Annotated in this window: 12 protein-coding genes; 7 read left to right on the plus strand and 5 right to left on the minus strand. The window is 71.5% G+C overall.

The features are described from left to right. The first annotated feature begins 128 nt into the window (after positions 1-128). From O6P37_RS05175 to O6P37_RS05190, 4 genes are read left to right on the plus strand one after another with little or no spacing between them, the layout of a single operon-like run. The gene (locus tag O6P37_RS05175) at positions 129-1,121 is read left to right on the plus strand and encodes an alpha/beta fold hydrolase (protein WP_408633101.1); all 993 of its coding nucleotides are present in this window, start codon (positions 129-131) and stop codon (positions 1,119-1,121) included. Beyond that, positions 1,118-2,305 carry an LLM class flavin-dependent oxidoreductase gene (locus tag O6P37_RS05180; RefSeq protein WP_269893024.1) on the plus strand — a complete coding sequence of 396 codons (1,188 nt, stop codon included), beginning with the start codon at positions 1,118-1,120 and terminating at the stop codon, positions 2,303-2,305. The genes O6P37_RS05175 and O6P37_RS05180 overlap by 4 nt, the downstream gene beginning before the upstream one ends. Continuing rightward, positions 2,305-3,321, plus strand: a complete 1,017-nt coding sequence (locus O6P37_RS05185) for a zinc-binding dehydrogenase (RefSeq protein ID WP_269893025.1) — start codon at positions 2,305-2,307, stop codon at positions 3,319-3,321. The genes O6P37_RS05180 and O6P37_RS05185 overlap by 1 nt, the downstream gene beginning before the upstream one ends. Positions 3,322-3,337: 16 nt before the next feature. Next, positions 3,338-4,066, plus strand: a complete 729-nt coding sequence (locus O6P37_RS05190) for an SIMPL domain-containing protein (protein WP_269893026.1) — start codon at positions 3,338-3,340, stop codon at positions 4,064-4,066. On the opposite strand, the gene O6P37_RS05195 is transcribed toward O6P37_RS05190, so the two are convergent. Genes O6P37_RS05195 through dacB form a run of 5 tightly spaced genes read right to left on the minus strand, consistent with a single transcriptional unit; the run spans position 4,063 to position 10,298 of the window. Then, positions 4,063-6,282, minus strand: a complete 2,220-nt coding sequence (locus tag O6P37_RS05195; protein WP_269893027.1) for a molybdopterin-dependent oxidoreductase — start codon at positions 6,280-6,282, stop codon at positions 4,063-4,065. The two genes, O6P37_RS05190 and O6P37_RS05195, sit on opposite strands and share 4 nt — an antisense overlap. A 3-nt stretch (positions 6,283-6,285) precedes the next feature. Then, entirely contained in the window at positions 6,286-6,939 is a 654-nt protein-coding gene (gene hpt / locus O6P37_RS05200; protein ID WP_269893028.1) for a hypoxanthine phosphoribosyltransferase, read from the minus strand. After that, a complete protein-coding gene (tilS, locus tag O6P37_RS05205) occupies positions 6,914-7,885 on the minus strand; it encodes a tRNA lysidine(34) synthetase TilS (protein ID WP_269893029.1) in 972 nt (323 codons plus the stop codon). The genes hpt and tilS overlap by 26 nt, the downstream gene beginning before the upstream one ends. After that, positions 7,864-8,913: a zinc-dependent metalloprotease gene (locus tag O6P37_RS05210; RefSeq protein ID WP_269893030.1), complete on the minus strand. Its 1,050-nt coding sequence runs from the start codon at positions 8,911-8,913 to the stop codon at positions 7,864-7,866. Before O6P37_RS05210 ends, tilS begins: the two co-directional genes overlap by 22 nt. Further along, positions 8,910-10,298: a D-alanyl-D-alanine carboxypeptidase/D-alanyl-D-alanine endopeptidase gene (gene dacB / locus O6P37_RS05215; RefSeq protein WP_269893176.1), complete on the minus strand. Its 1,389-nt coding sequence runs from the start codon at positions 10,296-10,298 to the stop codon at positions 8,910-8,912. Before dacB ends, O6P37_RS05210 begins: the two co-directional genes overlap by 4 nt. 160 nt (positions 10,299-10,458) lie before the next feature. On the opposite strand from dacB, the gene O6P37_RS05220 reads away from it, so the two are divergent. From O6P37_RS05220 to alc, 3 genes are all read left to right on the plus strand, one after another. Further along, positions 10,459-10,947 carry an inorganic diphosphatase gene (locus tag O6P37_RS05220; RefSeq protein WP_264016181.1) on the plus strand — a complete coding sequence of 163 codons (489 nt, stop codon included), beginning with the start codon at positions 10,459-10,461 and terminating at the stop codon, positions 10,945-10,947. Positions 10,948-11,023: 76 nt separating this feature from the next. Beyond that, a complete protein-coding gene (locus O6P37_RS05225; RefSeq protein ID WP_269893031.1) occupies positions 11,024-11,545 on the plus strand; it encodes a 2-oxo-4-hydroxy-4-carboxy-5-ureidoimidazoline decarboxylase in 522 nt (173 codons plus the stop codon). A gap of 22 nt (positions 11,546-11,567) precedes the next feature. Beyond that, entirely contained in the window at positions 11,568-12,599 is a 1,032-nt protein-coding gene (gene alc, locus O6P37_RS05230) for an allantoicase (RefSeq protein ID WP_408633102.1), read from the plus strand. Positions 12,600-12,618: the final 19 nt, after the last annotated feature.

Consider the following 12,618-nt stretch of genomic DNA (forward strand, 5'->3'; position numbering starts at 1 on the left):
ATACGCGCAGCTGGGATCACTTCAGGCTACCGCTAGACCAACGTGCGGAAGTTCCCGACGGCCGAGGGGTGACTTCGCGGCAGTTCTGGCTACACACGTCGCCAGAAGCCTTCCGCTGCCCGCCGCCCGTGTGCTTGGGTGAGCCGGTGGGCACCGACGCAACCACCCCGGCCGAACGTCTCGTCGACACCAACGGAGTCCGGCTGCGGGTGACGGAGGCCGGTGAGCGCGGCGCCCCGGTGGTGGTGCTGGCGCACGGCTTCCCGGAACTGGCCTACTCCTGGCGCCGTCAGATCCCGGTGCTGGCCGCCGCCGGCTACCACGTGCTGGCGCCCGATCAACGCGGGTACGGCGGGTCGTCGCGGCCGTCGGACGTGCAGGACTACGACGTCGTCCATCTCAGCGGCGACCTGATCGGACTGCTCGACGACGTCGGCGCCGACACCGCGGTGTTCGTCGGCCACGACTGGGGCTCCCCGGTGGTGAGCAACACCGCGCTGCTGCACCCCGACCGGGTGTCCGCCGTGGTGGCCATGAGCGCGCCGCCGGTGCCGCGCTCCTCGGGGCCGCCCACCCAGATCTGGCGCCGCATCTTCGCCGACAACTTCTTCTACATCCTGTACTTCCAGGACGTCGGCCCGGCGGACACCGAGTTGAACGAGGACCCGGACCGGACGATACGGCGCATGCTGGGCGGGCTGAAGAACCCGGCCGAGGGGACCGCACTGGTCGACATGGCGACGCCCGACCAGCGGGGCTTTCTCGACCGCATCCCCGAACCGGACGGCATCCCGGCGTGGATCAGCGAGGAGGAGATCGAGCACTACGTCGCGGAGTTCACCCGCACCGGATTCACCGGCGGCCTGAATTGGTACCGCAACTTCGACCGCAACTGGGAACTGACCGCCGACACCCCGGCGACCACGATCGGGGTGCCGACGCTGTTCATCGCGGGCACCGCCGACCCGGTGCTGTCCTTCACCCCCCGCGATCGCATCGGTGACGTGGTCACCGGTCCGTTCCGCGAGATCCTCATCGACGGCGCAGGCCACTGGCTGCAGCAGGAACGCGCCGACGAGGTCAACGCCGCCCTGCTCGAATTCCTCGGAGGTCTGCCGTGAACCGTCCCCTGAACTTCGGCGTCTTCATCACGCCGTTCCACCCGGTCGGCCAGTCCCCCACCGTGGCCCTCGAGTACGACCTCGAGCGCACGGTCGCGCTGGACCGGCTCGGCTACGACGAGGTGTGGTTCGGCGAGCACCACTCCGGCGGCTACGAGCTGATCGCCTGCCCGGAGGTGTTCATCGCCGCGGCGGCCGAGCGCACCAAGCACATCCGGCTCGGCACCGGCGTGGTGTCGCTGCCCTACCACCACCCGCTGATGGTCGCCGACCGCTGGGTGCTGCTCGACCACATGACCCGCGGCCGGGTGGTGTTCGGCACCGGACCGGGCGCTCTGCCGTCGGACGCCTACATGATGGGCATCGACCCGGTGGATCAGCGCCGGATGATGCAGGAGTCACTCGAGGCGATCCTCGCGCTGTTCCGCGCCGGGCCCGACGAGCGCGTCACCCGCGAGACCGACTGGTTCACGCTGCGCGACGCCCAGTTGCACATCCGGCCCTACACCTGGCCCTACCCCGAGATCTCCACCGCGGCGATGGTGTCGCCGTCGGGTCCGCGGCTGGCGGGCCAGCACGGCACATCGCTGCTGTCGCTGTCGATGTCGGTGCCGGGCGGTTTCGCCGCGCTCGAGAACACCTGGCAGGTGGTCACCGAGCAGGCGGCCAAGGCAGGCCGCGAGACCCCCGACCGGTCGGGTTGGCGGGTGCTGGGCATCTTCCACCTCGCCGACACCCGCGAGCAGGCCATCGAGGACTGCACCTACGGGCTGCAGGACTTCGCGAACTACTTCGGCGCCGCGGGCTTCGTCCCGCTCTCCAACACCGTCGAGGGCGAGCAGCAGACACCGCGGGAGTTCGTCGCCGAGTACGCCGCGGGAGGCAACTGCTGCATCGGCACCCCCGACGACGCCATCGCCTACATCACCGGCCTGCTCGAACAGTCCGGCGGCTTCGGCACATTGCTGCTGCTGGGCCACGACTGGGCCGACCCGCAGGCGACCCACCACTCCTACGAGTTGTTCGCCCGCAAGGTGATGCCGCACTTCAAGGGTCAGCTGACCGCGCCGCAGGCATCGCACGAGTGGGCGAAGGGCATGCGCGACCAACTGCTCGGCAGCGCCGGGCAGGCCATCGTGAACGCCATCACCGCGCACACCGACGAGATGCAGGCCAAGAGCTGATGCGGGCGTCGGTGCTGCGCGACGGCCGCATGGTGCTGCGCGACGACGTCGCCGACCCGGTGCCCGGCCCCGGACAGGTGCTCGTCGCGGTCAAGGCCTGCGGGATCTGCGGCTCCGACCTGCATTTCGCGCAGCACGGCTCCACCGTGCTGGAGCTGGGCGCCCAGATGCAGGGCTCACCGCTGGGCGGCGCGCCACTCGATCTGGCCGCCGACATCTACATGGGCCACGAGTTCAGCGCCGAGGTCCTCGAGGCCGGTCCGAACACTGACGCGCCTGCCCCCGGCACGGTGGTCACGTCCATCCCGGTGCTGCTGTCGGGTACAGGTGTAGAGCCGATCGTCTACTCCAACAACACGATCGGCGGATACGCCGAACGCATGCTGCTTTCGGCGCCGCTGCTGCTCCCGGTGCCCAACGGACTCGACCCGCGGCACGCCGCGCTCACCGAGCCGGTGGCGGTCGGGCTGCACGCGGTGAACAGGTCGGCGATCACCCCGGGCGAGGCCGCGCTGGTGGTGGGCTGCGGCCCGATCGGCGTGGCGATCATCGCGGCCCTGCGCCATCGCGGCGTGGAACACATTGTTGCATCGGACTTCTCGGCGAAGCGCCGCGAACTCGCCTCGACCGTCGGGGCGCACCGGACGGTGGACCCGGCGCAGGAGTCGCCGTTCGACACCGTCGCACCCGCGGTGGTGTTCGAGGCCGTCGGCGCCCCGGGCATCATCAACGACGTGCTGCGCCGCGCCCCGGCCCGGACACGGCTGGTGGTCGCCGGGGTGTGCATGGAGGCCGACACCGTGCTGCCGTTCTTCGCCGCCGCCAAGGAGATCGCCATCCAGTTCGTGTTCGCCTACGACCCCGCCGAGTTCGCGGAATCCCTGCGCGCCATCGCCGAAGGCGCCATCGACGTGGCCCCGCTGATCACCGGCGAGGTGCCGCTCGACGCGGTCGGCGCCGCGTTCGACGACCTGGCGCACCCCGACGAGCACTGCAAGATCCTCGTGACACCCTGACGGTAGGGTGCCAGGCATGCCGATCGCCGTGCGCGCGAAGACCCTGTTGACCACCCTCGCCGCCGCCGCGCTGACCGTCGGAGCGCTGTCGGCCTGCGACGCCACGGCGGGCCCCGCCGCGCCGGCGAACACCGACTCCCGTCAGGTCACCGTGGTCGGCGCCGGGCAGGTGCAGGGCACCCCGGACCTGTTGACCGCCAACGTCTCCATGGAGTTCATCGCGCCCGACGTCACCAGTGCGATGAACCAGTCCAGTGACCGGCAGCAGGCCGTCATCAACGCCCTCGTCGACGCGGGCATCGAGCGCAAGGACATCAACACCACGCAGGTCAGCCTGCAGCCGCAGTTCGGCCCGGACAGCGTCGACATCGCCGGCTACCGGGCCAGCAACTCGCTCGACGTCAAGATCCGCGACCTCGGCGCGGCGTCGCAGGCGCTGGCGCTGATCGTCAGCACCGGCGGCGACGCCGCGCGGATCAACTCGGTGAACTACTCGATCGAGGACGACTCGCAGTTCATCCGCGACGCGCGGGCGCGGGCGTTCGAGGACGCAAGGAGCCGCGCCGAGCAGTACGCCGACCTCTCCGGACTCGATCTCGGCGACGTCGTCTCGATCTCCGAGGTGGCCGGCGAGACACCACCGGTGCCGATGCAGGCGCCGCGCGCGGCCATGGAGTCGGTGCCGCTGGAGCCGGGTCAGCAGTCCGTCGGCTTCACGGTGACCGTGGTGTGGGAGCTGTCCTAACCCGCAGGACTGATGTCGACGGGGATGCCGTTGAGCACCGCGGTGCCCGAGAGTGGGTCGAGCACCGCACCGTCGTTCAGTCGGTTGACGTTGACGCCCGGGCGCACGGCGGCGACGGTCAGCCGGGTGCCGAGCACGTCGTGACCCCAGCCGTGCGGTAGCGACACCACGCCGCGGCGCAGACCGTCGAACATCTCGACCGGCGCCTCCACCTCGCCGCCGGGCCCCTTGATCACCGCGGAGCCGGTGAGCCCGAGTTCGGCGGCGTCGGCCGGGTGGATCTGCAGCGTGCAGCGGTTGGTGCCGCCGGCGAGCGCGGGCAGGTTGTGCATCCAGCTGTTGTTGGAGCGCAGGTGCCTGCGGCCGATCAGGACGAAGTCCGCGTCGCGGCGTTGCAGCGAGTGCAGCAGCCGGCCGACGTCGGCGGCGAAGGGCTCGGGTGCGAGTTCGACCTTGCCCGACGGGGTGCGCAGCACCTCGGTCAGCCGCGGCCGCAGCGGCCCGAGGTCGATGCCGTGCGGGTTGGCCCTGAGCCGGTCGAGCGTCAGCCCGTCGGGGCGGGCGCCGAACGCGTCGCCGTAGGGGCCGAGCCGCAGCATCATGTCGAGGCGGCGTTCGTAACCCGGGCCGGCTGTCAGCATGGCCGTCAGCTCGGCGGCGTCGCGGCCGGCGACCGGTGAGTCGGGGTCGGCGGTCTCTCTGCCCAGCGTGGTCGCGATCACCTGCTCGTCGACGAGTGCGGGGTCGCCGTCGGGCGCGAGCCCGTACAGGATCAGCGCGAGCCGGGCGATGATCTCGACTTCGCCGGGCCTGCCGTCGGGCAGCGGCAGCGCGGGCGGCGAGTACCGCGCGGTGTTGCGGACCGCCAGGTTGTTCAGCGCGACGTCGAAGTGGGCGGTCCGCGACGGCGGCGGTGGCGGCAGGATCACGTCGGCGTGCCGGGTGGTCTCGTTGAGGTACGGGTCGACGCTCAGCATGAAGCCGACGCCGTCGAGGGCGCGGCTCAGCCGGTCGCCGTCGGGTGCGGACAGCACGGGATTGCCCGCCACGGTGATCAGCGCCCGCACCTGGCCGTCGCCGGGCGTCTCGATCTCCTCGGCCAGCGCGGTGGCGGGCAGTTCGGACAGCGCCTCGGGATGCCCGGACACCCGGCTGTGCCAGCGGCCGGTGCGGAAGCCGCGGCCCGGCCGGTGCGGCCGCGGCGCCGAGGACACCGGCGACTGCGGGAACATCACGCCGCCGGGCCGGTCGAGGTTGCCGGTGAGGATGTTGATCACGTCGACGAGCCAGCTGGCGAGGGTGCCGAATTCGACGGTCGAGGTGCCGAGGCGGCCGTACACGGCGGCGCTCGGCGCGGCGGCGATGTCGCGGGCCAGCGCGCGGATCTCGTCGGCGGCCACACCGCAATGCGCGGCGACGGCCTCCGGTGCGAAGTCGGCGGCCAGCGCACGGACCTGGTCGACGCCGGCGACGAGGCCGGCGGGTTCGGGCGTGGTCAGCTCCTCGTCGAACAGCACGTGCACGACGGCCATCAGCAGCGCGGCGTCGGTGCCCGGCCGCGGGGCGAGGTGGCGGTCGGCGAGTTCGGCGGTGCGGGTGCGCGCCGGGTCGATGACGGTCAGCGTTCCGCCGCGTTTGCGCAGCGCCTTCAGCTTGCCGCCGAAATCGGCTGCGGTGGTGACACTTCCATTGGAGACCAACGGGTTCGCGCCGATGATCACCAGGTGGTCGGTGCGGTCGAGGTCGGGCACCGGGAAGGCGATCGGATTGCCGAACAGATGGCCGACCGAGACGTGCTTGGGCATCTGGTCGAGCGTGCTCGCCGAGTACACCTGCCGGGTGCCGAGCGCCTTGACGAGCAGCGGGACGTAGAGCGCGCCCGCGATGCTGTGCGCGCTCGGGTTGCCGAAGTACACCGCCACCGACGGGCCGCCGTGCTCACGCAGCACCTCGCTCAGCCGGTCGGCGACCACCGCGAACGCCTCGGCCCAGGTGGTCTCCACCAGGTCGCCGTCGCGTCGCACCAGCGGTGCGGTGAGCCGGTCGGGATCGTTGTCGAGTTCGGGGAAGCCGGCGCCCTTCGGGCACAGGTAGCCGGCGCTGAACACGTCGGCGCGGTCGCCGCGGGCGGCGGTGACGGCGCCGTCGTCGACGGTCAGTGTCAGACCACAGGTGGCCTCGCACAGCGGGCAGATCCGGAGCGCGGTGCCGGTCATCGTCTACCCCTCGTAGACCTTCGGGTCCAGCGTGCCGATGTAGGGCAGGTCGCGGTATCGCTCCGCGTAGTCGAGGCCGTAGCCGACAACGAACTCGTTCGGGATGTCGAAGCCGACGTAGGCCATCTCGACGTCGGCGCGCACGGCGTCGGGTTTGCGCAGCAGCGTGCACACGTTCAGGGACCGCGGCCTGCGCTGGGCCAGGTTGCGCAGCAGCCACGACAGCGTCAGCCCGGAGTCGACGATGTCCTCGACGATCAGCACGTCGCGGTCGTTGATGTCGCGGTCGAGGTCCTTGAGGATGCGGACCACGCCCGACGACGACGTCGACGAGCCGTAGGAGCTGACGGCCATGAATTCCAGCTGGGTGGGCAGCGGGATCGACCGGGCCAGGTCGGTGACGAACATGACCGCGCCCTTGAGCACCGTCACCAGCAGGAGGTCCTGCCCGTCGGGGCCGATGTGGTCGCGGTACTTCTCGGCGATCAGCGCGCCGAGTTCGGCCGTGCGCTCCTGGATCTGCTGTTCGGACAGCAGCACCGACTTGATGTCCCCTGGATACAACTCGGCTGATTGCGAAGACACGTCCACAGCGTGCCAGAAGCCGCGGCCGCCGACCAGCGCAAGGGGGTCAGCCGGGGTGCAGCGGTTCGGCACGCAGGGTCAGCGCACCGTCGTGACGCCCCGCGACCAGCCGTTGCGCCGATAGCGACGATCCGACCGCCACGCCGCCCTGCCCCCGCCAGCCGGTGACCAGGGCGTCGACACCACGGATCTGTTTGTCGGTGAGCCCGCAGGCGCCGCCGGCCAGCAGCCACAGCCGGATCACCCGGCGTCTGATCGCCTCCGGGAGGGCGGCCAGTCCGTCGGTGCTCAGTCCGTCCTCGGTGACCACCGCATCGAGGCCGTCGCGGGCCAGGTCGTCCAGCGCGTCGTTGTCCTCGCGGAGCGCGGTGGCGGTGCGTGCCAGCGCTTCGGCGACGCCGCCGTTCAGGATGTCCTCCAGCAGCGGCAGCACCTCGGCGCGCAGACGGCTGCGGGTGAAGCGCGGATCGATGTTGTGCGGGTCGTGCCACGGGGTGAGCCCCAGTTCGGCGCACGCCGCCACGGTGGTGGCCCGGCGGACCGCGAGCAGCGGGCGATACCACGGTGGGTCATACGGCCTTATCCCGGCGATCGAACGGGCGCCGGAGCCTCTGCCGAGACCGAGCAGCACCGTCTCGGCCTGGTCGTCGAGGGTGTGGCCGAGCAGCACCGGCTTCGCGTCACGAGCCGACTCCAGCGCTGTGTAGCGCGCTGACCGTGCCGCCGCTTCCGGCCCGCCCGCGGAGCCGACGTCGACGCGAAGCACTTGTGCGTCAACGCATCCCAGGCGCAGCGCCTGTTCGCCGGCGGTGTCGGCGATCCGCGCGGAATCGGGTTGGAGCCCGTGATCGACGATCAGCGCCGTGGTCGGCTTCAGCGTGGCGGCCGCCGCCGTCAGCGCCAGCGAGTCGGGACCGCCCGACAGTGCGACGCACCACCGCTCGTCGCCGGTGGCGTACGTGGCCGCGAAGGCCGCGACCGCCGCCCGCAAGGCGGCTACAGCACCCGATCGATCCATCGTTGCGGTTCGTCGATCTCGGCGGGCAGCGGCAGCGTGTCGGGTCCGGACCAGACGGTATTGAAGCGCGCCATGCCGACGCGGCCGACGACGTGGTCGACGAACGCCTTGCCGCGGGTGTACTGGCTCATCTTCGCGTCGACCCCGAGCAGCGCGCGCACCACCCGCTGCAGTGGCGGCTGTCTGCGGGTGCGCCGCTCGTCGAACCGGCGCCTGATGGTGGCCACCGAGGGCACCACCTTCGGGCCGACGGCGTCCATCACGTGGTCGGCGTGCCCTTCGAGCAGCGTGCCGAGCACCAGCAGCCGGTCCATCGCCTCGCGCTGCGGCTCGCCCTGCATCGCGCGCATCAGGCCGATCACCCCGGTGGAGTTCGGGTCCTGCCCGTCGTCGGCCCCGTTGCGCCTGGCCCGGACGAACTCGGCGAGCCGGCCGACCACCTCGGTGACGTCCTCGCCGGCGTCCTGGGTGAGCACGGCCAGGGACTGCGACATGTGGTCGGCCAGCCAGGGGTTGGCCCGGAACTGCACCCGGTGGGTGACCTCGTGCAGACACACCCACAACCGGAAGTCGTTGGGCGATACCCGCAGCTGCCGCTCGACGGCGATCACGTTCGGCCACACCAGCAGGAGCTCGCCACCGCCGGACGCGAAGGGGTCGTACTGACCCAGGATCCCGGAGGAGATGAACGCCAGCACCGCCCCGGTCTGCGCGCCCGTCACGTGTCCGGAGACGAATCCGCGTGGTGCGTCGCCGCCGCCGGTCATCACCCGCATGGAGCCGGTGGCCGCGCGGACCCACTGCGCGCGGTCGACGATGCGGGCCTCGGTGACGGCCTGCCCCTCGTTCAGTCCGGTCACCTCCCGCACCGGCAGTTCGGCCTCGCGGGCGGCGGCGGCCAGCTGGTCGACGGCCTGGCGGCGGGTGTAGTCGGTGGTGACCGGGCCGGGCCGGGCGAGCTTCGCGCCGACGGTCGCGGCGAACTGCCAGTCGACGGCGCGGCCGACGGTGAGTTCGGCGCCGCTCATCTCGTGCACCCGCAGGTGCGCAGGGTGGCCGCGAACGCGTCGAGCGCGGTGCGGCCGGTCGGGCCTGCGTTGTTGGACATCAGCGCGAACGTCAGGACGCGGCCGCTGGCGTCGGTGACGATGCCGGCGAGTGAGTTGGTTCCGGTGAGCGAGCCCGTCTTGGCGCGCAGCCAGCCCGCGGCGGCGCGGCCCTCGACGGTGTCGAGGTAGCGGTTGGACAGGGTGCCGCTGCCGCCGGCGATCGGCAGCAGGTCGACCAGCGGCCGCAGTTTCGGCTGGTCGTCGCCGGTCGCGACGGCGACGACGTCGTCGAGGGTCAGCGCGGTGAGCCGGTCGTCGACGGACAGCCCGCTGGAGTCCTCGAGCACGGCGCGCCGGGTGTCGACACCGGCCTCCTCCAGCTGGTTCAGGACGGCCCGCGCGGCGCCGTCGAAGCTCTGCGGCTCGTCGACCTGGGCGGCGACCTCGCGCCCGATGGCCTCGGCCATCACGTTGTCCGACGCGTTCATCATGGTGCGCAGCCTCTCCATCAGCGGCGGGGACTGCACGGCGGCGATCTGCTTGCCGCCGGTGTAGGGCGTCGGCCGCACGCTCACCATGGCCGGGTCGATGTCGAGCGCGGTCGCCAGGGCCCGGCCTGCGTCCAGCGCCGGTGTAATCGACCGCCGCGACTCGACGCTGACCGGCTGGGTGCGGCCGGCGTCGAGCATCACCGGCGCCATCGGCGCGATGTCGCCGCCGGGGATGTCGAGCGGGTCCCAGCCGACCGCCATGTCGGGTCCGCTGTAGGCGCTGACGTCGACCTGGACGGCGGTGATGTTGATGCCGCTGCGGCGCACCTGCGCGGCCAGGTCGGTGATGCGGGCGGCGTCCTTGTACCAGGTGTCGGTGCCCTCGGGCGCCGCCGAGAGGGTCGGGTCGCCGCCGCCTTTGAGCACCACCAGCCCCCGGTCGCGCTGCTGGTCGCCCGCGACCACGGTGGTGGTCAGGCGGGCCTCGCGGTCCAGGGTCAGCAGCGCGGCGGCCGCGGTCAGCGTCTTGTTCGTCGAGGCGGGCTGCATCGGGATGTCGGCGCCCCTGGCCCACACCTCTTCGCCGGTGAGGGCGTCGGTGATGCGGCCGGTGAAGTTCCCGAGGTCCGGGTTGGCCAGCGCGCGGGCCAGTGCGGCGGCCATCCCGCGTGCCGTGGGCCGGGGTGCGTCGTCGGCGACCGGCTTGATCGCCGGGTCGGCGGTGACGGGGGTGGGCAGCGGTTTGGCGGCCTGGGCCTCACCGCCGCGGCCCGCGGTGAGCACGCCGGCCACGGCGACGACGGCGGCGACCAGCAACAGCACCGCCGCCCCGATCACCACATGGGTGGAGCGCTTCCACCGCGCGGGCCGCATCACGTCCGTGGTTCCTGCCTTCGCCACTACTCGCCCCGGTGAGCTCACCGGCAGGCACCCCCCGGGCACCTCATCAACGAGGGTATCCGCTCCATTAGGGTTGTCCCGCGTCGTCGTCACGACGCCCCGCATCGCAAACGACGTGAGAAGGAGCCGGGCCGTGGAGTTCGAGGTCGTCATCGAGATCCCCAAGGGATCGCGCAACAAGTACGAGGTCGACCACGAGACCGGGAAGGTCAAGCTCGACCGCTACCTCTACACCGCGTTCGGCTACCCCACCGACTACGGATTCATCGAGGACACCCTCGGTGAGGACGGCGACCCGCTCGACGCGCTGGTGCTGCTGCCCGAGTCGCTGTTCCCCGGCGCGGCGCTGGACGCGCGGCCGGTCGCCATGTTCCAGATGACCGACGAGGCAGGCGGCGACGACAAGGTGCTGTGCGTGCCGGCGGGCGATCCGCGCTGGGAGCACATCCGCGACCTCGGTGACATCGACGACTTCGAGCTCAAGGCGATCGAGCACTTCTTCGTGCACTACAAGGACCTCGAGCCGGGCAAGTTCGTGAAGGCCTCCAACTGGGTGGGCCGCGAGGAGGCCGAGGCCGAGGTGCAGCGTTCGGTGGAGCGCTTCAAGGCCCAGGGCCACTGACCGAGGCGCCGCGGAATTTGCCTGCGCGTAACACGGCGTAACGCCACCGTCCCATCGCCGCTGGACCATGGGGCACATGCTGATGCACCAGGGCATCGGACTCGACGCCTACAACGCGATGCCGCAGCGCCGGGCGGTGCACGCGGTCTACGAGTGCTGCGGCAGCGTGTCGCTGGCCGCCGACCTGGCGCGCGACCGGCCCTATCGCAACCACGACGCACTGTTCCGGCAGGCCGACGCGCTGCTGTTCGCGATGGCCGAGGTGTCCATCGACTCGATCCTGCAGGCGTATCCGAGCATTGGCCGGCGGCCGCGCAGCGCACGGTCACAGTGTGAGCAGTGCGCGATCTGGGACGAGCGGCCCGAGGTGATGGCGCAACTGGACGCGCAGGCGCGCGACTACGAGCAGCAGTTCGGCTTCGGCTTCGTGATGTACGTCAACGGCTTCGACACGGCGGACGTGCTCGCCGCGATGGCCGACCGGCTGCACAACGACGTCGACACCGAGCGCAAGGTGGTGCGCAACGAGCTCGCCCGCATCAACCGCAGCCGCCTGGAACGCATGCTGGGACCCGAAGGCGGCTACCACAACTGGTAGGCCACTGCCCTAGTCTCGGTGCGTGAGCACCCCGTCCGGCCCCGTGTCGCAGTCGCACTTCCTCTCGCTGCCCGATCTGGCCGTGCGCTCGGCGGGCGGGGCGGTGGTGTGGGCCAACGACGATCTGTTCGCCGAGAAGGAGAACCTGATCACGCCGGGCCCGGCGACGTACCGGCCCGCCACGTTCGGCCATAAGGGGCAGGTCTACGACGGGTGGGAGACCCGCAGGCGGCGCGACGCCGGCCCGGAGGCGCACGACGCGGCGATCGTGCGGCTCGGGGTGCCCGGGATCGTGCGCGGTGTGGTGGTCGACACGGCATGCTTCACCGGCAATTATCCGCCGGAGGTCTCGGTCGAGGCGGCGTTCGTCTACGGCCATCCGTCGGTGTCCGAGCTCGTCGACAACACGCACTGGACCACGATCGTGGAACGCACCGGCGTCGACGGCGACACCCGGAACCTGTTCCCGGTCGCCACATCCCGGCGGTGGACCCACGTGCGGCTGACCATCTATCCCGACGGCGGGGTGGCGCGGCTGCGGGTGCACGGCGAGGGACTGCTCGACCCGCAGTACGCGGAGTTGCCGCTGGACCTCGCCGCATTGGAGAACGGCGGCCGGATCACTGCGTGTTCCAACATGTTCTACAGCTCGCCGAACAACCTGCTGCTACCGGGCACCGCCCGGCACATGGGCGACGGCTGGGAGACCTCGCGCCGCCGCGACGCAGGCAACGACTGGGTGGAGGTCCAGCTCGGCGGCCACGGGGTGCTCGACTTCGCCGAACTCGACACGTCCTACTTCCTCGGCAACGCGCCGGGGGCCGCGACGCTGCGTGGCCGCGACGATCCCGACGGCGAGTGGTTCGAACTGCTGCCGCGCACCGAGTTGCAGCCCGACACCCGGCACCGCTTCGTCATCGGCGACGACCGGCCGGTCACCCAGGCCCGGCTGGACATCTTCCCCGACGGCGGGATGGCCCGGTTGCGGCTGTTCGGCCGCCTCACCGAGCAGGGCCTGCGGCGGGTCGCCGAGAAGTGGAGCCTGTCCGGCTGACGGGGGTTGTGGACGCGGT

Origin of the sequence: Mycobacterium hippophais (assembly GCF_027529605.1) — a bacterium.
In the GTDB taxonomy this organism is placed as follows: Bacteria; Actinomycetota; Actinomycetes; order Mycobacteriales; family Mycobacteriaceae; genus Mycobacterium; species Mycobacterium arseniciresistens.